19 protein-coding genes are annotated in these 21,396 nt (G+C 45.2%); 2 read left to right on the forward strand and 17 right to left on the reverse strand.

The window, feature by feature from the left end; genetic code table 11:
• The 14 genes from DW694_RS13720 to eno all read right to left on the reverse strand — a co-directional run bounded on the left by DW694_RS13720 (position 1) and on the right by eno (position 13,699).
• A complete protein-coding gene (locus DW694_RS13720; protein WP_118753196.1) occupies positions 1-840 on the reverse strand; it encodes a carbohydrate ABC transporter permease in 840 nt (279 codons plus the stop codon).
• Between the two features lies 1 nt (position 841).
• Positions 842-1,831, reverse strand: coding sequence for a LacI family DNA-binding transcriptional regulator (locus DW694_RS13725; protein WP_021652946.1), 990 nt, complete (start codon positions 1,829-1,831; stop codon positions 842-844).
• Positions 1,832-2,072: 241 nt separating this feature from the next.
• The gene (gene rseP, locus DW694_RS13730; protein WP_286187142.1) at positions 2,073-3,350 is read right to left on the reverse strand and encodes an RIP metalloprotease RseP; all 1,278 of its coding nucleotides are present in this window, start codon (positions 3,348-3,350) and stop codon (positions 2,073-2,075) included.
• A gap of 10 nt (positions 3,351-3,360) precedes the next feature.
• Positions 3,361-4,503, reverse strand: a complete 1,143-nt coding sequence (gene dxr, locus DW694_RS13735; RefSeq protein WP_015526782.1) for a 1-deoxy-D-xylulose-5-phosphate reductoisomerase — start codon at positions 4,501-4,503, stop codon at positions 3,361-3,363.
• Between the two features lie 11 nt (positions 4,504-4,514).
• Positions 4,515-5,309: a phosphatidate cytidylyltransferase gene (locus DW694_RS13740; protein WP_015526783.1), complete on the reverse strand. Its 795-nt coding sequence runs from the start codon at positions 5,307-5,309 to the stop codon at positions 4,515-4,517.
• A 3-nt stretch (positions 5,310-5,312) separates the two neighbouring features.
• Complete coding sequence (locus tag DW694_RS13745; RefSeq protein WP_118753198.1) at positions 5,313-6,020, reverse strand: isoprenyl transferase; 708 nt, start codon at positions 6,018-6,020, stop codon at positions 5,313-5,315.
• A 66-nt stretch (positions 6,021-6,086) separates the two neighbouring features.
• Positions 6,087-6,638, reverse strand: a complete 552-nt coding sequence (gene frr / locus DW694_RS13750) for a ribosome recycling factor (RefSeq protein ID WP_015526785.1) — start codon at positions 6,636-6,638, stop codon at positions 6,087-6,089.
• A 44-nt stretch (positions 6,639-6,682) separates the two neighbouring features.
• Positions 6,683-7,378 (reverse strand): UMP kinase, encoded by a 696-nt coding sequence (pyrH, locus tag DW694_RS13755; protein ID WP_021976283.1) that lies wholly within the window; start codon positions 7,376-7,378, stop codon positions 6,683-6,685.
• A gap of 14 nt (positions 7,379-7,392) precedes the next feature.
• The gene (locus DW694_RS13760) at positions 7,393-8,421 is read right to left on the reverse strand and encodes a hypothetical protein (protein WP_118753199.1); all 1,029 of its coding nucleotides are present in this window, start codon (positions 8,419-8,421) and stop codon (positions 7,393-7,395) included.
• 150 nt (positions 8,422-8,571) lie between these two features.
• The gene (locus DW694_RS13765; protein WP_021652953.1) at positions 8,572-9,063 is read right to left on the reverse strand and encodes an acyl-CoA thioesterase; all 492 of its coding nucleotides are present in this window, start codon (positions 9,061-9,063) and stop codon (positions 8,572-8,574) included.
• Positions 9,064-9,117: 54 nt separating this feature from the next.
• A complete protein-coding gene (gene smpB / locus DW694_RS13770; protein ID WP_021652954.1) occupies positions 9,118-9,588 on the reverse strand; it encodes an SsrA-binding protein SmpB in 471 nt (156 codons plus the stop codon).
• Between the two features lie 11 nt (positions 9,589-9,599).
• Complete coding sequence (gene rnr, locus DW694_RS13775; protein ID WP_330611371.1) at positions 9,600-11,861, reverse strand: ribonuclease R; 2,262 nt, start codon at positions 11,859-11,861, stop codon at positions 9,600-9,602.
• Positions 11,862-12,045: 184 nt separating this feature from the next.
• On the reverse strand, positions 12,046-12,279 hold the full coding sequence (gene secG, locus DW694_RS13780) for a preprotein translocase subunit SecG (protein ID WP_021652956.1): 234 nt from the start codon (positions 12,277-12,279) through the stop codon (positions 12,046-12,048).
• A gap of 70 nt (positions 12,280-12,349) precedes the next feature.
• Positions 12,350-13,699, reverse strand: a complete 1,350-nt coding sequence (gene eno / locus DW694_RS13785) for a phosphopyruvate hydratase (protein ID WP_118753201.1) — start codon at positions 13,697-13,699, stop codon at positions 12,350-12,352.
• Between the two features lie 632 nt (positions 13,700-14,331).
• Here eno and DW694_RS13790 point away from each other — a divergent pair.
• Positions 14,332-15,189 carry a polysaccharide deacetylase family protein gene (locus DW694_RS13790; protein WP_118753202.1) on the forward strand — a complete coding sequence of 286 codons (858 nt, stop codon included), beginning with the start codon at positions 14,332-14,334 and terminating at the stop codon, positions 15,187-15,189.
• Positions 15,190-15,366: 177 nt separating this feature from the next.
• On the opposite strand, the gene DW694_RS13795 is transcribed toward DW694_RS13790, so the two are convergent.
• Together DW694_RS13795 and mnmA are read right to left on the reverse strand one after the other, a co-directional pair.
• On the reverse strand, positions 15,367-16,674 hold the full coding sequence (locus DW694_RS13795) for an O-acetylhomoserine aminocarboxypropyltransferase/cysteine synthase family protein (protein ID WP_059086385.1): 1,308 nt from the start codon (positions 16,672-16,674) through the stop codon (positions 15,367-15,369).
• A gap of 261 nt (positions 16,675-16,935) precedes the next feature.
• On the reverse strand, positions 16,936-18,024 hold the full coding sequence (gene mnmA / locus DW694_RS13800) for a tRNA 2-thiouridine(34) synthase MnmA (RefSeq protein WP_118753203.1): 1,089 nt from the start codon (positions 18,022-18,024) through the stop codon (positions 16,936-16,938).
• Between the two features lie 204 nt (positions 18,025-18,228).
• Between mnmA and DW694_RS13805 the strand changes: the two genes are divergently transcribed.
• Positions 18,229-20,388, forward strand: a complete 2,160-nt coding sequence (locus tag DW694_RS13805; RefSeq protein ID WP_114002730.1) for a SulP family inorganic anion transporter — start codon at positions 18,229-18,231, stop codon at positions 20,386-20,388.
• A gap of 32 nt (positions 20,389-20,420) precedes the next feature.
• Here the strand turns inward: DW694_RS13805 and DW694_RS13810 are convergent, their stop codons facing one another.
• Positions 20,421-21,296, reverse strand: coding sequence for a LysR family transcriptional regulator (locus DW694_RS13810; protein ID WP_021652963.1), 876 nt, complete (start codon positions 21,294-21,296; stop codon positions 20,421-20,423).
• Positions 21,297-21,396: the final 100 nt, after the last annotated feature.

A 21,396-nucleotide genomic window follows, 5' to 3' on the forward strand; every position in this document is an offset into this window, starting at 1 on the left:
TCAACCTTTGACAGATCCTGCTACCATACTGGTAGTAACCTGTTCCTGCAGCAATACATAGATTACGATACTTGGTAGAATTACCATAGTCAATGCCGCAAACATCGCTGTATAGTTAAACGAAAACTGAGATGTAAAATAATTCAGAGCAAGAGGAAGGGTCCTTACTTCTGTGCTTTTGGTAAGAACGAGTCCGAACATGAACTCATTCCATGACGTCAGGAACTGTAAAATTGCCCCTGTTGCAAGTCCTGATTTAGCCAATGGAAATACAATTACAAAGAATGTCCGATAAAACCCGGCTCCGTCAATATAGGCAGCTTCTTCCAGTTCCTTGAGGATACCCTGAAAATAGCTTTTGAATACGAAAAGTGAAGTAGGAAGTCCCAGTGCCGCATACACAAGTACAAGCCCTGACCTTGTATCAAACATTCCGATTCCCATCATGATCTTATAGATTGGCATCAGAAGTGCTGAAGTAGGTACAAGAAGAGACGCAGATAAAAGCAATGTGATAAAGGTACTTCCCTTAAACGTATATCTGGCCAACACATAGGCAGCCATGGAAACAATCAGGATATTTAGCAGGGTACTTGTGAAAGAAATCACAACACTGTTTCCATAAAACTTAAAAATTGGAGCCAAATCCAATGCAGCCTTATACCCATTAAAGCTTAATGATGTAGGCAGTGCAAATGCAGATGATAGGATCTCCTTATTGGATTTAAAGGATGACATCACGATCCATACTAATGGTCCTACTGAAATCAGTGCCATAAATCCCAGGAAAACAAATCTAAATATTTTCCAAAGAATATCTTTAAAGCTCTTCCCCCCCATTTTATATTTCCTCCCTTCTGAGTACAGTTCCTCTTTCCAATAATTTATAGGGTAGTGTATACTCTATATTTTCTTCTCTGTTTCTACTTTTGTTACACAAAATCTCAAGAGTCCATTCCACCATCTTATCCAGTGGCTGATAAATCGTAGTAAGTTTAGGAACCACCCGCTCTGATATACTTAATCCATCAAATCCCAAAACGGATACATCTTCCGGAACCTTCAAACCATGTTCATTTAGCGCTGTAATTGCTCCTACCGCAGTCTCATCGGAAAAAGCAAACACTGCAGTGAACTTCTTTTTCTTTCGCAATGCACTGTTCATAGATCGATAGCCTTTTTCGAAGGTAAGCTGACCGTATTCTGCCATGTCATCACTGAACATAAGTCCATATTCCTCCATTGCCTTCTTACAGCCAACTAACCGCTGGAATCCTGAACTGATGCTTGTAGAAAGATCAGTCAGAATCAGTATCTCCCTGTGTCCCATTTCAAGAAGATATTTCATTCCCTCGTAAGCAGCCATCATATCGTTAATGTGTACCATATCGCATCTGCTGTCAAAAGCTGCGCCTCCCAGCATAACCACTTTGATATTCTTTGCCCGGATATATCGTATCACCTCACGGTCAATCTCCTCCTCCAGATAAATAACTCCCATCACATACAATTCCTTCAGGATACTCTTATAACTATCATCTCCCGGAAATGTAGGAAGAAATATCACTCTACATTTGTATTTTGGCATCTGCCGGATAATCTCCTTTATAGATTCACTGAAATATCCAAATTCCAGATTAGGAATCAGAACTACGATCACACCATCTGACTTACGTGTTGGATGATTTGGCACATAACCAACCGTATTAGCTGCCTCCTCAATTCTTCTGGATAATTCATCACTCACTACATTCTGTCCTGAAAAATATCTTGAAACAGTTGCTGGAGACACATGTGCCATTTGTGCAACCTTTCTGATTGTACCTGCCATTGTCTCATCTCCTTATGTGATTTTTTCTTATTATTTGAGATTTATTCCTTATTTCTTTTAGTATTTTGCACGATTTAATATCGCTATCTACATTTTTGATTGTACAAAGTTACAAATAGAATGTCAATCTTGTTTCATGTGTTTCATCTTGGTTTCATATGTTTCATTAAAAAAAGATGGAACAATCCGGACATCTTCCTGACCATTCCATCTTTTATATATCTTTACTTCATAATCCTCATCAGAATATCTTCAGAATATCATTATACATAACGATAACCATCAACGCCATCAAAAGCATCAGCCCTGCAAAATGGATCATGCCTTCTACCTGACGGTTTACCGGTTTTCTCCGGATCGCTTCTGCCACCAGAAATACCAGCCTTCCTCCATCCAGCGCAGGAAGAGGAAGAAGGTTCATCACTCCCAGGTTTGCAGAAAGAAGAACTGCCATATTCAACAAATTCATCCAGATCATCAGCGTTCCCTCACTCTTGGACTGTTCGTAAGTGTCGCCAATGGCATCCGCAATACCCACAGGACCACTTAAGTCTTTCATTCCAAGGTGACCGGTCACAAGCTCTTTCAGGCTTAAGATCGTAGTACGGATCATGTATTTCACTTCCACAGCACCATATTTCAGAACATTAAAGCCGGAAGTCTTTTCACTGTATGTGTTATATCCGAAACCGGAAACCGGTGTTCTGTATTCCCTTGGTGTTATCTCTGCCTCATATTCCAGTCCGTTACGCTCATAGGTGATCGTCACAGGTTCCTTGGATAACGGATGCTCCTCGATGTATTTTTCATATGCATTTCCGTCCGGAACCCCCACACCGTTGATCTTCGTGATCACATCGCCGGCTTCCAGACCTGCCTCTTCCAATGGCATTCCCTTGATCAGTGATTCCACTGTCATGGAATTTACATCGGAACGGTTAAAGCCAAGAAGATACCGCACATTTACATCTGGTTTATAGGAAATCTCCTGTTCCTTTCCATCACGTTTTACTTTCAGCCGGATGGTATCTCCCTCTTTCAGTTCGTTGAGATACGAATATACATAAAGATCTTTCCCCAGATCAATATGATAGCCCTGATATTCCGTGATCACATCACCCTTTTTCAATCCTGCCTTTTCCGCAGCAGAATTTTGGGTTACTTCTAATACGGTTGCCGGATCATAGCCCATACAGCCTACAATGATCACAGACAAAACAAATGCCAGCAGAAAATTAAATATCGGACCTGCAGCAACCACTGCGATCCTGCCCCACACAGGAGCCGAATTAAAGGTTCCCGGACTGTCATCTTCCGCATCCTCTCCGGCCATGGCGCAGGAACCTCCAAGAGGAAACAGTTTCACGGAATAACGTGTGCCGCCCTTTACCGTACTTATGATCCTGGGTCCCATACCAAGAGAAAATTCCAATACCTCGATATGGTTCTTTTTTGCCAGAAGAAAATGTCCCAGCTCATGGATCAGTATCACAACACTGAAAATAATTACAGCAATCACAAATTTCAATTTACCACCTGCTTTCGATCCACTGATAAGTATCCTGCTCTACAGAAAGGATCTCATCCAGATCCGGATGTGCGATTTTTTTATGTCTTTCCATAGACTGTGCAATAATCTCATAAATATCCAGAAAGCCGATCTTTTCCTCCAGGAATTTCTTTACTGCAAGCTCATTGGCTGCATTAAAGACAGTCGGCATACTTCCGCCCTCCCGGGATGCCTGGATTGCCATAGGAAGTCCCCGGAATGTCTCCATATCCGGAACCTCAAATGTGATCTCATGAAGCTTCGTGAAATCAAGGCGGTCTCCGTCCAGATATCGTCTGTGCGGATAGTACAGAGCGTACTGGATCGGAAGTCTCATATCCGGAGTTCCAAGCTGTGCCATGATCGCACCATCCTTAAACTCCACCATGGAATGGATGATACTCTGCGGCTGCACCACCACCTGAATATGATCCAGATCCATGTCAAACAGCCATTTGGCTTCCATAACTTCCAGCCCTTTGTTTACCAGGGTTGCGGAATCTACGGTGATCTTTCGTCCCATTACCCAGTTTGGATGCTTCAGAGTATCTGCAACAGTGACCCTTCGCAGCTCTTCTGTGGTACGTCCGCGGAAGGGACCACCGGATGCCGTGATCAGAAGCTTGTGGATCTCTTTGTTTTCTTCTCCGTGGATAGCCTGGAAAATAGCGCTGTGTTCACTGTCTACCGGAAGGATAGATACGCCATATTTCTTTGCCATGGGCATGATCAGATGACCGGCTGTGACAAGGGTTTCCTTATTTGCCAGGGCAATGTCCTTTCCGGCACGGATTCCCTCCATAGTAGGACGGATCCCGATCATTCCCACGATCGCAGTGACAAGAATTTCTGATTCCGGCATGGACGCAAGTTCCAGAAGTCCCTCCATTCCGCTGACTACCTTTGTATCTGTGTCCGCAATACGCGTTTTCAGATCCCGGGCTGCTTCTTCATCCCAGACTGCTGCCAGAAGCGGATGAAACTCACGGATCTGCTCTTCCAGCTTCTCCACACTTTTGCCTGCACTGACTGCAACAACCCGAAGGTCTTCGTTTTTTCTTGCCACATCCAGTGTCTGGGTCCCGATGGAGCCGGTAGAACCTAAGATTGCAATATTCTTCATTTTAATGTCTCCTAAATTCCAAGAATCATTTTTGCAAGATAGTAAATAACAGGGGCTGTGATGATCACACTGTCAAAACGGTCCAGGATTCCTCCATGGCCCGGGATCAGCTTTCCATAGTCCTTGATGTTCTGGTTTCTTTTGATCGCAGATGCAGCCAGATCACCCACCATGGAGATCAGAGCTCCAACTGCGCAGATCAAGGCATACTCAGCCATTTTTCCCTGTGTTGCTGCTGCATAAATCACTCCAAGAAGCGCCGCTCCCGCAACGCCTCCTACAGCTCCCTCGATGGATTTCTTCGGGCTTAAAACCGGCGCCATTTTATGCTTTCCGATAAGCATTCCCACACAGTAAGCACAGGTGTCACATCCCCAGGAGCACAGGAATATCAGCCATACCAGGAATTTTCCGTCCGGAAGGCTTCTGGTAAGATAGATAAAGGAAAGCATCACAGCAACATATACAACTCCAAAAAATGCTGCCATCACCTGTTCTGCATGGTATTTCGGATAACCGAATACATAAACAAACAGGATCAGGATCATACTGATGATGATCGCCATTGTTCCGTAATTTCCAAAATCAGCTTTCATGGCAATATAATAAAGCACTGCTCCAAGATATCCTACAAGTTCCAGCACAGTAACATGCTCATCGCTTACCTTCATTACCTTGTAAAGCTCTCTCATTCCGATCAGTGAAACAGCCAGAAGTGTAAAAAATAAGATCCAGCTTCCGGAAATGATAGTTGCCAGGGCAATAATGACAAGGACGATACCACTTATCAGTCTTGTCTTAAACATGATCTACTCCTCCTTGACGCCACCGTAGCGTCTGTCTCTCTGATTGTATTTCTCGATGGCTTTGATCAGCTCTTCTTTATTGAAATCCGGCCATGCAACCGGTGTAAAATAAAACTCGGAATAGGCAAGCTGCCAAAGCAGGAAATTGGAAAGCCGCTGCTCACCGCTTGTGCGGATCAAAAGATCCGGATCCGGTACACCTGCAGTATCCAGATAGCTCTCAATCGTATCTTCTGTAATGCCATCCGGCTCAACCTTTCCGTCTTTTACATCCTGTGCCATCCTCTGCATTCCACGGCGGATCTCATCACGGCTTCCGTAATTTAATGCCAGCTGAAAATAAATACCGTCAAAATCTTTGGAATATTCCTCCAGTTCCCGGACACTCTGCTGGATATCCGGTGCAAAGGCAGTAACATCTCCGATGACTTTCATCTTCATATTATTTTTCTTGGAAATCTTGATACATTTCTTAAGATAACCGCGGAACAGTTTCATCAGTGCTTCCACTTCTTCTCTGGAGCGTTTCCAGTTTTCTGTGGAAAAAGCGTAAACCGTAAGATATTTCACCCCAAGGTCTTTGATATCATAACAAATGTTTTCAAGATTGGCGCATCCCTTTACATGTCCGTAGGTTCTCGGCATTCCTCGTTCCTTTGCCCAACGTCCGTTTCCGTCCAGAATGATCGCGATATGATTTGGTACGTTCATAAATCTCCTCCATACAGAAAGAGAGCTTCTTCAAAGAAGCCCTCTCTATCCTCGTATTTCTTACAATTATACAGTCAGAATCTCTTTAGACTTGTTCTCGATCGCCTTGTCAACTTCCTTGATGTACTTATCTGTAAGTTTCTGGATCTGATCCTCAAGCTCTTTGATCTCATCCTCAGAAACATCCTGTTTTGCAAGTTTCTTAAATGCATCGTTGGCATCACGACGGATATTTCTTACTGCAACCTTGGCACCCTCGCCTTTTTTCTTAACGTCCTTCACCAGCTCTTTACGACGTTCCTCGGTAAGCTCCGGGAAAACAAGACGGATCATTTTTCCATCGTTGCTCGGGTTTAATCCCAGATCAGAGCAAAGGATCGCTTTCTCGATCGCTTTGATCATGCTGGATTCCCACGGCTGGATCTGGATCATACGTGCCTCCGGTACAGAAATGTTTGCAACCTGCTGGAGCGGAGTCGGTGCTCCATAATAATCTACGGTAAGTTTGTCAAGAATATGCGGGTTTGCACGGCCGGCTCTGATGGTTGTCAGCTCACTCTCCAAAGCATTCAGTGTTTTTCCCATTTTTGTTTCGTATACCTGAATTCTCTCATCCATTTCACATATCTCCCTGTATGGTTTTTTTTATTATTCCCTTTTGATCACACGGTTACCTTTGTTCCGGAGAACTTGCCATGTACGGTATTGACGATGCTGTCCTTTTCATCAAGACCGAATACCAGCATCGGCATCTTCTGCTCCATACACATGATGGAAGCGGTAAGATCCATAGCTGCCAGCTTCTTTGCAACTACTTCATCGATGGAAATCTCATCATACTTCTTGGCATCCGGATTTACCTTCGGATCACTGTCATAGATTCCGTCAACAGCCTTGGCAAGAAGAATGGCATCTGCACCGATCTCAACAGCACGAAGTACAGTAGCTGTATCTGTAGAGAAATACGGATGGCCGGTACCACCTGCAAAGAATACAACCTTTCCTTCTGCGAAGCTCTCTTCTACAGCATCCTTGGAATAAAGTGTGGTAAATGCACCACATACAAACGGGGTAAACACCTCTGTCTTAAGTCCCACATATCTGCAGATGTCAGACACATAGATACAGTTCATGATAGTAGCAAGCATGCCGATCTGATCCGCCTTGCTTCTGTCCATGGCTCCGCTGGTACGTCCTCTCCAGAAGTTTCCACCTCCGATCACGATACCAACCTGAAGTCCTTCATCCACGATCGTCTTGATCTGTTTGGCAACCTCTGTAACAGTTGCTTCATCAAAGCCTCTCTTCTGCTCTCCTGCAAGAGCCTCTCCGCTTAATTTCAGTAACACTCTTTTCATATGTTTATTCTCCTTTACCATACGCCGGATACAACTTCATTGCCGTCATTGTCAAAAGTTGTGGATACCGTAAACGTATCATAATAATAATAACCTGTCTTACCGGACTCCGGCTCGTCCTCATAATCACTGCCATTTGGGCTGCCGCATGCATTCTCAAGCTCAGACATGGACTGACCGATATATCTTGCTGCTACAGATGCCGGATCATCCTCGCCGGATGGTGCTTCCGTAGGATCCGGTGCATCGGAAGAATCAGAGGAAGCTGGTGCAGATGTTGGATCCGGTGTGGATGTGGAGTCCGAACTGCCGGACGAACTGCTGTCTGTACTGTCTCCATTATCATCAGAACTCTCCGGAGTCGGAGTCACAGCCGTACTGTCTGAAGAATCTGTACTGTCACTGTCACTTTCACTGTCATCCTCAATGCCAAGCCTTGCCTTTACATCCTTCAGGGTAGACACCTCCTTAGTGCTTCCGCTCGCCAGATATGTAGCATATGGGATTCCGTCTTCACCCTCACCATCCATGCACAGGCTCAGCTGTGAGATCGTCAGAAGCGGCAGCTGGCGGAAGAAACATTCATTCTGCTCTTCGTCAGTAAATGTGATCCTTACATCAAAGCTTGTTGCTGTATCTCCGTTATCGTCCTTCTGGCTCTTCTCCATATAATAAACAGCCTTGTCGTTGGAAGCCAGTGTGAATTTACCATTTACAAGATCACTTCCCCAGGTCTCATCACTGTCATCGCCATCATCTCTGGTCGGACGGACATAAATTGCAGAAATCGTGGAGTTCATCTTATTGGTAAATACAATACTGGTAGTGGTCTCACTCTTGGTTCCCATTACGTTCTTGATATTTGCTGTTTCATCCGTAGAGGTCTGCATCTCCACCACATCCGTTTTCGCAGCTTCCGTTACCGTCGGGGTTGCCGTTGCCTCCACCTTCTGCTCCGGTGCCACAGAGTTCTTCTTTCCGCAACCGGCTGCAAGCATGCTCGCTGCAAGAATTCCGGCAAGAATCAAATAACGTTTTTTCATTATATCTCCTCCATATAAAATGGTCCTATTCGCTGTCAGGTTTTCCTTTTCTATTATTACAGAGTATCACTTTCTTGTCAACCTGACCGTTCTGAATTTCACAGAATCTTTAGATATTTTAAACTATGTCAAAAATTGGAACAGCTGAGGTCAGAACCCGTTTTCCCTTCGCTGTCTGCGCATATCACGGCGCATTTTCGCAGCTTCATTCCGGGCTTTTTCCGCTTCTGTGGTAATGATCAATTCCGGCACCTGGATCGGTTTCTGGTCTTCATCTACAGCCACCATCACAAAAAATGCCCGGTTTACAGTATGACGCATGCCATCCGGCTGTTCCACATACGTATCGATCTCGACCTCCATGGAAGTTCTTCCCACATAAGTCACATATCCCTTAAGTACTACGATCTCTCCCTCATAGATCGCATGCTTGAACTGAAGATTGTCCACTGCCGCAGTTACCACCCGATATGTCTCCGCATGACGCATAGCTACCACTCCGGCAACCTCATCCAGCCACTGCATCAGTGCTCCGCCAAAAAGTCTTCCGCCTCCGTTCAGATGCTGCTGCATGATCAGATGAACCTGCTCCGTCATCGATGCTTCTACCGTTTTTTTACGTCTTTCCTGTACCTCTGTCATTTCTCATTCCCCGCATTTTATCATACTTTTACTTTTTCAGTTGAAACCAGCCGATCAATAAAGATTTTTTACTTTAAAGTCTCGCTCCGCTTCTCTTCTCTGATCCTTCTTTGCAATATCCTGGCGCTTGTCATAAAGCTTTTTACCACGTGCCATGCCAATCTCTATTTTTACCAGGCTGTCCTTGAAATAAACCTTCAGTGGTACCAAAGTCAATCCTTTTTCCTTTAATTTAGCTTCGATCTTATTGATCTCGTAGCGATGCAGCAAAAGCTTACGCACACGAAGAGGATCTTTGTTAAAAATGTTTCCTTTCTCATAAGGAGTGATATGCATTCCATATACATAAACTTCTCCGTTTTCCACACGGACAAAGGCCTCCTTGATGCTGCATTTACCGGAACGTAAGGATTTCACCTCGGTTCCTGCAAGTGCGATCCCGGCCTCATAAGTATCCTCGATAAAATAATCATGAAAAGCCTTTTTATTATTTGCGATCAGTTTCATTCCTGTTTTTTTTGCCATTTCGCGCTCCCTCAGTCTTCCTCAGCCAGGACAAAATCCACGGTTTTCAGCATTTTATCCGCATCTGCCACACGGACACGGACCTTCTGCCCAAGACGGAAGATCTTTCCTGTCATGTCTCCCCGCAGTTCATATGCATCCTGGTCAAATACATAATAGTCATCTCGTAATGTATTGATATGGATCAGTCCTTCCACGGTATTCGGAAGCTCCACATAAAGTCCCCATCCTGTAACGCCGGAGATGATCCCCTCATACTCCTCTCCGAGATGATAGGACATATACTCTGCTTTCTTCAGCTTATCGGATTCTCTTTCTGCTTCGTCTGCACGCCGTTCGCACACACTGGACTGGCGTGCTACTTCATCCAGGATCTCCTTGTAATGCTCGGTACGTCCTTCCCTTACCAGTCTGCCTCTCAGACGGTCATGGATGATCCTGTGGATCTGAAGATCCGGATATCTTCGGATCGGAGAAGTAAAGTGGCAGTAATACTTCGCTGCAAGTCCGAAATGTCCGCTGCATTCCGTAGTATATTTTGCCTGTTTCATGGTACGCAAGGTCAGGCGGCTGATCTGTGCCTCATTGGGCATTCCCTCAATACTTTCCAGGATCTCCTGGATCTCACCAGGCGTGATCTCCTGTCCGGATTTCTGTATGTTGACTCCTTCATTATGAAGAAGCATCAGAAGACTTTCAATCTTTTCCGGATCCGGATTTTCATGCGTTCTGTATACAAAGGGATAATCTCCGGTGCAGTATTCCTGTGCCACAGTTTCATTGGCAAGAAGCATAAAATCCTCAATGATCCTGGTTGCCACATTGGCCTCATAGGGCTGCACATCAATAGCTCTTCCTGCCGCATTCAGGATGATCTTACTCTCCGGAAAATCAAAATCAATGGAACCTCTTGTATGCCGACGGCTACGCAGGATCCCGGAAAGCTCTTTCATCAAGAAAAACATGGGGATCAGAGCTTCATAGCGTTTCTTCGCCACCTCATCAGTATCTTCCAGAATATTTTTCACATCTGTGTAACACATACGCTCATCTACACGGATCACGGTTTCTGCGATCTTATGGGAAATCACCTTTCCTTTTTCATTAACATCCATCAGACAGCTTAAGGTCAGACGGTCCTGTCCCTGGTTCAGAGAACAGATACCGTTGGAAAGCCGCTCCGGGAGCATGGGAATGACACGGTCTGCAAGATAGACGGAGGTTCCGCGCTTCAGTGCCTCTCTGTCAAGGGCACTGCCGCCCTGAACATAGTTGCTCACGTCTGCGATGTGCACACCCAGATGGTAGATTCCATCATCCTTTGTCAGGGAAATGGCATCATCCAAATCCTTTGCATCCTCACCGTCAATGGTGACTGTAACAAGATTTCTGAGATCCAGTCTTCCATCCAGATCCGCTTCCTGTACATGATCCGGCACACGGTCAGCCTGACGAAGTACTTTGTCAGGAAATACACTTGGTATGTTAAAGCTCTTCACAATAGCAAGGATATCTGTTCCAGGTGAACGTAAGTTTCCCAGCACCTCCGTGATCTTTCCTTCCGGCTTCCGGTTTCTGGAGCCGTAATCTGTGATCTCTGCAACTACCTTGTCTCCGTCCTTTGCTCCCATGGAGTTTTTTCTGGAAATAAAGATATCTTTGGAAAATTTGGGGTTATCACTGATCACAAAGCCATAATCACGGCTGCTCTGGTATGTTCCCACGATCGAAGGCATTCCCCTTTCCAGAACCTTCAGCACAACGCCTTCCTGACGTTTTCCCTCTTTATGTCCGTTCCGTACAAGAATCTGCACCTTATCCTGATGCATGGCGCTTCCCGTGTCATTTTCCGGAATAAAAATATCCTGTTCCTGACCCTCCACTTCCACAAAGCCAAAACCTTTGTAATGGCCAATAAAAGTTCCTTCCATGAGGGTTCCGTCCTTCTCAGAGAAATGATGTTCCTCATGATCCTTCTCTCTGCGTTCTCTTCCCTTACGGCCACGCTCCGACTTTTCTGCCTTCAGAGCTTCTTTATTCTTTCGTCTGTCTCTGCGCTTGCCGGAAACCTTGCTGTATCTTCCTTTATTATCTACTTCAGCTTTGCCCTGGGCGCAAAGCTCGTCCAGCACGTCAAAAAGCTCTTTTTTCTCACTCTTATCCAGCTGAAGAAGAGATGCGATCTCACGCAGGCGCATGGGCTTATACAGCGGATCTCCCAGAAGCTCCATTATAAACTTTTTTCTTTTTTCAAAATTTTTCGATCTTTTCACATTTTCTCCTGTTTCATATTTATATTTCATTTTACCCTGTTATCATTCCGGAGGAAGGCTCACCCGTGCCCCTGTATCAACGCAAAAACACTCCTGCTGATTAACAAAAGAAGTCCCCATCCGAGTTTCTTCTGCATGCTAACGCAGCAAGAGTGTTACCAACTTCTGTTCTGCCCCTGGCAGATCAGATAATGTTCAGTACGATTGACAGTACAAAGAAAATAACTCCCATGATAATGGTACCTCTTACAAGACCACCTTCCATGGAACGGCCCTTATTCTTACCCCAGTAAGTATCAGCTACTCCGGCGATAGAGCCAAGACCCTGCTGCTTGCCCTCCTGCATCAGTACGACAACAGTCAGAGCAATACAATCTATTGCATAAATTACAGTCAGAATAATTTTTAAAATGTTCACGCGGTTACACCTCCTAATCAACTAGAGGTTATTTTACCATAGCTAAACCGGGATTTCAACCATTTTCCGTTTATTTTATGCAGGGCTTTTTCTGAGATTTTTTTGCAAAAGGATCTTTATATCTTCCAAGAGCTCCGAGCTGTTCGTGGATCCGCAGAAGCTGGTTATACTTGGCGTTCCGGTCCGAACGGCAGGGTGCGCCTGTTTTGATCTGTCCCGCCCCACAGGCAACTGCCAGATCTGCGATAAAGGAATCCTCTGTTTCCCCGGATCTGTGAGAGATCACTGCACGATACCCGGCATGCTGAGCCATCTCCACCGCATCCAGAGTTTCCGTGAGAGTTCCGATCTGGTTTACTTTAATAAGGATAGCATTGGCAACATCAAGTTCGATGCCACAGTGCAGCCGTTTGATATTGGTGACAAACAGATCGTCGCCTACCAGCTGGATCTTTTTTCCCAGGTGTTCCGTCAGATATTTCCAGCCTTCCCAGTCATCCTCCCAGAGACCGTCTTCAATGGAAACAATGGGAAATTTTTCCACCAGTTTTTCATAATACTCTGTCATCTCACCGGCATCCCGGTAGATCTTTTCTCCTTTCATGCGACTCTCCCCAGGGAAAAAGTACACGCCCTTTTCCTCATCATAAAGCTCGCTGGAGGCTGCATCAATGGCAATGGTGATCTCTTCTCCTGGTTTATATCCTGCTTTTTCTATGGCATGAACGATCAGGGTAAGCACTTCCTCCGAATCTGAAAGATCCGGAGCAAAGCCGCCTTCATCTCCAACCGCTGTGGAGAGTCCTTTTTCCCGGAGAAGAAGCTTTAAGTGCTGGTAGACTTCCGCACACATGCGGATACCCTTTTCCAGACAGCAAGCTCCTGTTGGCATGATCATAAACTCCTGAAGATCTACCGTATTGTCCGCATGCTTTCCCCCGTTTAAAATATTCATCATCGGCACAGGGAGCTGCAGGGTATGACAGCCGCCCAGATACTGATAAAGAGGAAGCCGAAGGGCCCCGGCTGCTGCACGGGCTGCTGCCAGAGATACTGCCAGCGTGGCATTGGCTCCTGCGCTGCTTTTGTTCTCCGTTCCGTCGGTTTCGATTAGAAGATGATCGATCCATGCCTGGTTCAGGGCATTCTCTCCGATAATGGCATCTGCCAGACGTGTATTGATATTTTCCACTGCTTTTTTCACACTCTGTCCCAGATATTCCTCCCGGTTTCCGTCCCGCAGCTCCACAGCCTCAAATTTACCTGTGGATGCTCCGGACGGCACCATGGCTCTTCCTGTGTATCCATTAATCCCCACAATTCCTTCACCTACCGTCACTTCCGCTTCCACTGTAGGATTCCCCCTGGAATCAAGGACCTGTCTTGCATGAACTTTTCGAACAGGCAGATAACGTAGCATAAGTTTTTCCCTCCTTGAAAATAATAATACTGTTTATGATCTCCTGCGCTTTGTGATTCTCTTCTTATGTTCATAAAGGTATCTTGTCCGAAAAGGTTTTGGTCTATACCTTTTATCTGGTTTCGATATTATCTGATTTTTTTGTTGTTTTATTTTTATTGTTTTTCTTTTTAAATATATTTTTATTATTTTTAAAATTTAGTGTTGACATTTTCCATTTTATCTGTTATAGTTTAATCATCAAATAAAACAAACGGAAAACAAAAAACTAAATCAAAAAGGAGCGTGAACCCACCGAAAACATAACTTACTTCCCATAATCTAAGAAAGAGAGGTACAGTCCACCAGAAGATTTAAAGATTTTCCATCATAATTAAAACAAGGAGGTACGGACCACCGAGAACGTAAATTTTAATTCCGTATAAGTTTTAAATCTAAGAAATGAGAGGTATATTCCATTGGATAATGAAAATTAAAAGAGTCATCGGCAGAAGAAATCAATCGCTGATGGCTCTTATTTTTTGCTTATTTTTATCCCTTTCTTACAAACATAGTCTTATGATCTTCTGCTTTCATATCTTCTTCTCTGTGTTCATAAACATATTAATAACTCCATTTTCTCTGAGGTTCCCATGAAACAAAAACACATCTACCGTCTTATTTTTTTCTTTGTCATGGCTTTTGCTCTTGGCAGTCTTGTAGGAAAGATCTATTCTCATTTTACTTCCGACCCACGATCCGATCCGAATTCTGCCGAAAACAGCCAGACCTCTTCTGCTTCTATGACATTCCAAAATGAAAACTGGGGGCTCGGTTTTCAGGAAGAAGGCAAACGGCCCACAGGAAATGCTTCTATGGAAGAATTAAAAAAATACAATGCCTGGTATGCAGCCGATACCGATGAGAAAAAAATCTATCTTACCTTTGACGCAGGCTATGACAATGGAAATATGCCTGCCATTCTGAATGCCTTACATAAGCATCAGGTACATGCCACATTTTTTGTTGTGGGAACACTGATCCGTGAAAAACCGGAACTGATCCGTGAGATCGTAGATGCAGGCCATACCATAGGCAACCACACCATGACACACCCGGATATGTCCGGCATCTCCACAAAGGAAGCCTTTCAGAAGCAGCTTGAAGATGTGAAGGTTCTTTATAAGGAAGCCACCGGAAAAGAAATGACAAAATTTTATCGCCCGCCCCAGGGCATTTACAGCGTGGAAAATTTAGAGATGGCAAAAGAGATGGGATACCACACCTTTTTCTGGAGTCTGGCTTATGTGGACTGGTATCAGGATAAGCAGCCTTCGAAAAAAGAAGCTTTTGAAAAGCTTCTGGGACGGATCCATCCGGGTGCCATCGTGCTGCTGCATAGCACCTCTTCCACCAATGCTTCCATTCTGGATGAGCTACTGACAAAATGGGAAGAGATGGGATATACCTTCGGAACATTAGAAGAACTTGTGGCATCGGAATCCGCCTGAAAAAAATCGCACATGATCCATGCATCCTCAGTGCCATCGACACGGATCTTCCCACTTTTGAATTCTCCAGATAAGCACACAAAAAATCTGCCCCGGGACTATGTTCTCATATGTTCCGGAGCAGATTTTTCTGTGCTATTGATTTCAGAAAGTGTTCTTCTTATTTAATTGTCTTATTTACTGGACAGCCTTGAATGCCTCATCAAGATCCTGGATGATATCATCGATATTCTCAGTTCCGATGGAAAGACGGATTGTATTGGGCTTGATTCCCTGATCAAGAAGCTCTTCCTCTGTGCACTGGCTGTGTGTTGTAGTAGCCGGATGGATAACAAGGGATTTCACATCTGCAACGTTTGCAAGAAGTGAGAACAGCTCAAGGTTATCAATGAAATCTTTTGCCTTCTGTGCATCTCCCTTGATCTCGAATGTAAAGATGGAACCGCCGCCGTTAGGGAAATATTTCTTATAAAGCTCCTGCTGGCTTGGATCTGTGGATACAGACGGATGATGAACCTTCTCTACCTGCGGATGATCATTCAGATACTGTACAACCTTCAGTGCGTTCTCAACATGACGCTCTACACGGAGAGACAGTGTCTCAAGTCCCTGAAGGAAAATAAAGGAGCTCACCGGAGAAATTGTTGCTCCTGTGTCACGAAGAAGGATCGCACGGATCTTTGTAACAAATGCAGCCGGTCCGCATGCTTTTGTGAAGCTTACGCCATGATAGCTTGGGTTTGGCTCTGTAAGAGATGCAAATTTGCCGGATGCCTCCCAGTCGAACTTACCACTCTCTACGATCACACCACCGATAGTAGTTCCGTGGCCACCGATGAATTTTGTTGCGGAATGAACAACGATATCTGCGCCGTACTCAATTGGTCTTACGAGGTATGGTGTTGCAAATGTATTATCTACAACAAGCGGAATTTTATGTTTGTGAGCGATTTTTGCAAGAGCCTCAATATCTACAACATCAGAATTTGGATTTCCAAGAGTCTCAATATAAACAGCTTTTGTGTTCTCCCGGATCGCATTCTCCACTTCCTCGAGATTGAATACATCAACAAATGTTGTTGTGATTCCGTATGCCGGAAGCGTATGCTCCAGAAGGTTTGTTGTACCGCCGTAAATATTTTTGGCTGCTACAATGTGATCTCCCTGCTGTGCAAGGTTCTCGATCGTGTATGTGATAGCTGCTGCACCGGATGCTACTGCAAGTGCTGCGGAGCCACCCTCAAGTGCTGCGATCCTCTTCTCAAATACGTCCTCTGTCGGGTTTGTAAGACGTCCGTAAATGTTACCGGCATCTGCAAGTCCGAAACGTGCTGCTGCATGATCGCAGTTGCGGAATACATAGGAAGATGTCTGGTAGATTGGTACTGCTCTTGCATCTGTAACCGGATCCGGCTGTTCCTGTCCTACGTGAAGCTGTAATGTCTCAAATTTGAATTTTCTCTGATCTCTTGTAATTTTGCTCATGTGTTTGTCCTCTTTTCTTTTATTCTTATATTCGGTAAAATAGTAATTGCTTATCTTATAATCATCTGCTTATCAGCGACAACAACACATTCGCTTTTCTTCGATAAACACCCTTGTTGACTTCTGTAAAACCTTCATGATTTCCTCCTAATCATCACGTTGCTCACCTTGTTTTGTGTGCTCCGTTTTTTGATGATGCAATCATATCACCCTTTTCCTAGTATGTCAATGGGGTTTATCTATTTAGGTTCTCACCTTTATTTATGACTGGCTATAGATTTTATTTATAACGCCACCGCCTACAACCTCATCTCCGTCATACATCACCACAGCCTGACCTTTTGTGATAGCTCTCTGCGGTTCATCAAATTTCACATGAAGGATGCCATCCGGTGTCTGCCATGCAGTGGCAGGCTGCTCTTTGTGACGGTAACGGATCTTGGCAGTCACTCTTTTCGGCTCAGCTAAGCAGTCCACAGAGATCAGATTTACACTGTCTGCCTCCAGTTCACTACTGAAAAGATCTGCGTTGTCCCCGAGAACTACCGTATTGGTCTTCGGAGAGATCTCACAGACATAAAGACGGCTGGCCGCCGGAATGCCAAGGCCGCGGCGCTGGCCGATCGTGTAATGGATGATCCCCTTATGGCGTCCGATATAGTTTCCCTCTTTATCTACAAAATCACCCTCCGGTGTTTTTTTGCCTGTGTACTTCTCAATAAATTTCGCATAGTCGCCGTCCGGCACAAAGCAGATATCCTGACTGTCATGCTTTCTGGCATTGATAAAGCCATGTTTTTCGGCAATGACACGAACCTGGTCCTTCCGGAGACCTCCAAGCGGAAGCTTTACATGTGCCAGCTGTTCCTGGGTCAGCATATAGAGAACGTATGACTGATCCTTTGTATCGTCCACTGCTTTTTTCAGAATGTAGCGGTCCCGTTTCTCATCGTACTCCACTCTTGCATAATGTCCGGTTACAATATAATCGTAGCCGATCTCCTGCATGCGGTGAAACATTTTATCAAATTTCAGATATCGGTTACAGTCGATACATGGATTAGGGGTGCAGCCGTTTTCGTAGGCATCTACAAACCTGTCCATAACCTCTGTATGGAAATCTGCGGTAAAATTAAACACGTAGTAAGGCATATCCATCTGATAGGCTACGCTTCTGGCATCCTCAACATCGTCCAGGGAACAGCAGGTCTTTTCCCTGTGGACACCGATATCTTCGTTGTTGTAAAGTTTCATGGTAGCGCCGATGCACTCGTCACCGGATTCCTTTGTCAAAAGAGCTGCCACGGAGCTGTCTACACCGCCGCTCATTGCTATGATCGCTTTTTTCATTTATATCTTAACCTTTCCTGATGATTGATGATTTCTCAGCTTTGCAGCCTGTATCTCTTACGGTTACTGCAATTTCGCATTTATTATAATATGGCAGTTATTCTTTGTCCACGATTTTTCACCCGGAACCTTTGCTTTGCTTCTTTCCTACAGGCTCTCTTTGGTATATAATAGAAAATATTTTTCAGAAAAGGATGTGACTATATGAAGCTTTCCCTGTTTTCCACGCTGCGAGGATATCGGAAGGAATACCTTCCCAAAGATATTTTCTCCGGCATCATCATAGCAGCTGTTTCCATCCCTATCTCCATGGGATATGCCCAGATTTCCGGGATCCCGGCGGTATACGGACTATACGGTTCTGTTCTGCCGATCCTTTTGTTTGCTCTATTTTCCACTTCAAGACAGTTTATCTTCGGAGTTGATGCGGCACCTGCTGCCATTGTAGGTGGTGCACTGTCTACTCTGGGCATTGCTGCAGAGTCAGAAGCTGCCATGGATTATGTTCCTGCCATCGCACTTTTTGCAGGTCTGTGGCTGTTTATCTTCTTTCTGCTTCACGCAGATAAGATCGTGGACTTTATCTCCACACCTGTTATGGGCGGTTTTATCAGCGGTATCGCAGTTACCATCATCCTGATGCAGATCCCGAAACTTATGGGAAGTCCTGCAGGATCCGGAGAGCTCCTGGAACTGGCAGAGCATATCTTTGCTGCTGCCAAAAATATCAGCTGGCTTTCCCTCTTCATGGGGCTTGGTGCTCTGGTGCTGATCCGCACATTTAAAAAGCTGGCGCCGAAATTCCCCATGGCTATCGTTATTATGGCTCTGGGTGTTCTTTCCACCATTATTTTTCATGTAGACGAAAAAGGCGTAGTCCTCCTGCAGTCTGTAGAACGTGGGCTTCCCTCCCTGGTGATCCCGGATTTCGGAAATGTTGATCTGACCCAGGCGGCAGGCCGCGGTCTTATGGTTGCTGTTGTCATTATGGCAGAAACTCTTCTTGCAGAGAATACCTTTGCGTTCCGCAATGATTATAAGCTGAACGACCGTCAGGAAATCCTGGCCTGTGCCGCCGGAAATATTGCTGCCGCCGCAGTAGGCTGCTGCCCAGTAAACGGCAGTATCTCCCGCACCTCCCTCAATGAACAGTACGGTGGAAAATCTCAGGCGGTTTCCATCACTGCCGGGATCACCATGGCTCTGATCCTTCTTTTCGGCACCGGTTTTATCGGATATCTTCCGGTTCCTGTACTGACAGCCATTGTGATCTCTGCTTTGATGGATGTGGTGGAAACCCATCTGGCTGTACGTCTTTTCAAAGTAAGCCGCACAGAATTCTACATCTTCATGGCTGCCGGTTTCAGTGTGCTCTGTCTTGGAACCATTTATGGGGTTATCATTGGTATCCTGCTCTCTTTCGTAGCTGTGATCCTGAAGGCCACCAACCCGCCGCGCTCCTTCCGTGGTATGATCCCTGGAAGAGATGCTTATTTTGATCTGTCCAAAAACCGTTTCGCCTACCCTATTAAGGGCGTTGTGATCTACCGTTTCAGTGAAAACCTGTTTTTTGCAAATATAAAGATTTTTCAGGAAGATATTGAGAACAGCATCCGAAAAGACACCAGGGTAGTGATCGTAGATGCCAGTGCTATCAACAGCATTGATATCACAGCAGCAGACCGTCTGGATGCCATCTCCGCAAGCCTGAAAAAACGTGGGATCCGTTTTTACCTCACAGAGCATTCCACCCAGATCAATGACCAGCTGCGTCAGTTCGGCATCGGTCATATGATCAAGGACGGTATGGTCCGCCGTACCATTCTTGCTGCTCTGCATGACGCAGGGATCGAAGCCCCTTATGAACTGGATGTTCCAAAGGAAGACGAGACAAAGCTTCTGCGCCGCAGTATCGCTTTTCTTCCGGCAGAGGAAGAAAATACCCTGGAAGAGTTCGCCTGGGCTTTTGGTGATGATGCAGTAAAAGAGATCGAAGAATCTGTCCATCACATTATTGAACAGCTGCATCAGATCCCGGATATCCAACGTCTCTCCGAAGAAGGTCTGGAAGAGCTTCTGGATAACTGGCATGGGCTGGGTGTTCTGGATGAGGATGAACTGCTTCGAAGAATTGAATTACATATGGATGAGCTGCCTGAGGAATTAACTTCCGACCGGAAACTGATCCTTCATCTTCTAGAAAAGCGCCGTGGCAAGCTGAAAGAAAAAATCCTTGCCGAGCATCCGGAAGTCCTAGAACGGCTGGAACAGCGCCGGAAAAAGCTGGAAGAACGGCTGGAAAAGCAGAATCCGGAAGCTGTTCAGAAATGGAAGCACTGGAAGGAAGAGCATCTCAAAGACTGATTTCTGCATACATCCCCTTTCCAGGTCCATGATCAGATTGCAGGGTTTCCTGCATATTTCTCACAGATATTGATAAAATCCTGCATCACGGCAGAAGGCCTGCGATCCTTTTTCCAGGCAAGAAGGATCCTGGTCTTCAGCTTCTCTTCTTCAATGATGCGGATCGGAAGATCTGTACAGAGATCTTCCATGGATCTTGGAAAAACGGCGGTTGCAAGACCTTCCTGCACCCAGAGCATGGCGTCTCTGGGATCATCGCAGACACAGAAAATATCCGGCTGGAGATTTTTTTCTCCAAAGGCTTTCATCAGAAATTCTTCGTACCGCCGGTAAATAATGAGAGGGCATCCAGTCAGCTCTTTAAGGCTGATGCCCTCTTTTTTTGTCTCATTTTCCGGGATCTCCGGAGGAAGGACCGCGATCATGGGTTCCTCATCCAGTTCCAGATAATTTAAACCTTCCAGCTTGATAGGTGTACGCACTACCGAAACATCAATGATCCCATCCATCAGATAATTCAGAAGTGTAAAGGTGATCGCATCCCTTACCTCAAAGTTTACATCACAATTTTCCCTGGAAAATCTGGAAATATAAGGCATAATGGTGGTCACTGTGGTTGGCGTGATCCCGATACGTAAAACCTGTTTTTTCCCTGCTTTGGATACTTCCAGTTCTGTGGAACGAACGTAGCTCAAAATGTTCTCTGTCCTGTCATAAAGAAGCTTTCCGGCTTCTGTCAGTGTCACGCCTGCCCTGGTCCGCTCAAAAAGCTTCACCTTCAGCTCTGCTTCCAGCTGCTTGATCTGATAGCTCAGCGGCGGCTGGGACATGTTCAGTCTCCTTGCGGCTTCATTGATGCTTCCTGTTGCTGCGATCTCATGAAAATATTCCAGCTGTCTGATTTCCATATATAAATCCTTCTTTCTTTATCTGGTATATAACACAGGCAAAACCCATCTACTGCTTATTGCTTTTCGCTGTCCCACAGAGTACTTTCTTAATTCGGTT

The sequence above is a fragment of the Ruminococcus sp. AM26-12LB genome (genome assembly GCF_003480785.1).
Taxonomy (GTDB): Bacteria; Bacillota; Clostridia; order Lachnospirales; family Lachnospiraceae; genus Blautia_A; species Blautia_A fusiformis.

Coding starts and splice junctions, on each gene's coding strand:
- DW694_RS13795 (WP_059086385.1), bottom strand. CDS start 16,674: ATGAGCAAAATTACAAGAGATCAGAGAAAATTCAAATTTGAGACATTA.
- dxr (WP_015526782.1), bottom strand. CDS start 4,503: ATGAAGAATATTGCAATCTTAGGTTCTACCGGCTCCATCGGGACCCAG.
- DW694_RS13765 (WP_021652953.1), bottom strand. CDS start 9,063: ATGACAGAGGTACAGGAAAGACGTAAAAAAACGGTAGAAGCATCGATG.
- DW694_RS13745 (WP_118753198.1), bottom strand. CDS start 6,020: ATGAACGTACCAAATCATATCGCGATCATTCTGGACGGAAACGGACGT.
- frr (WP_015526785.1), bottom strand. CDS start 6,638: ATGGATGAGAGAATTCAGGTATACGAAACAAAAATGGGAAAAACACTG.
- DW694_RS13725 (WP_021652946.1), bottom strand. CDS start 1,831: ATGGCAGGTACAATCAGAAAGGTTGCACAAATGGCACATGTGTCTCCA.
- DW694_RS13810 (WP_021652963.1), bottom strand. CDS start 21,296: ATGGAAATCAGACAGCTGGAATATTTTCATGAGATCGCAGCAACAGGA.
- smpB (WP_021652954.1), bottom strand. CDS start 9,588: ATGGCAAAAAAAACAGGAATGAAACTGATCGCAAATAATAAAAAGGCT.
- DW694_RS13790 (WP_118753202.1), top strand. CDS start 14,332: ATGAAACAAAAACACATCTACCGTCTTATTTTTTTCTTTGTCATGGCT.
- DW694_RS13740 (WP_015526783.1), bottom strand. CDS start 5,309: ATGTTTAAGACAAGACTGATAAGTGGTATCGTCCTTGTCATTATTGCC.
- eno (WP_118753201.1), bottom strand. CDS start 13,699: ATGCTACGTTATCTGCCTGTTCGAAAAGTTCATGCAAGACAGGTCCTT.
- DW694_RS13805 (WP_114002730.1), top strand. CDS start 18,229: ATGAAGCTTTCCCTGTTTTCCACGCTGCGAGGATATCGGAAGGAATAC.
- mnmA (WP_118753203.1), bottom strand. CDS start 18,024: ATGAAAAAAGCGATCATAGCAATGAGCGGCGGTGTAGACAGCTCCGTG.
- DW694_RS13760 (WP_118753199.1), bottom strand. CDS start 8,421: ATGAAAAAACGTTATTTGATTCTTGCCGGAATTCTTGCAGCGAGCATG.
- pyrH (WP_021976283.1), bottom strand. CDS start 7,378: ATGAAAAGAGTGTTACTGAAATTAAGCGGAGAGGCTCTTGCAGGAGAG.
- DW694_RS13720 (WP_118753196.1), bottom strand. CDS start 840: ATGGGGGGGAAGAGCTTTAAAGATATTCTTTGGAAAATATTTAGATTT.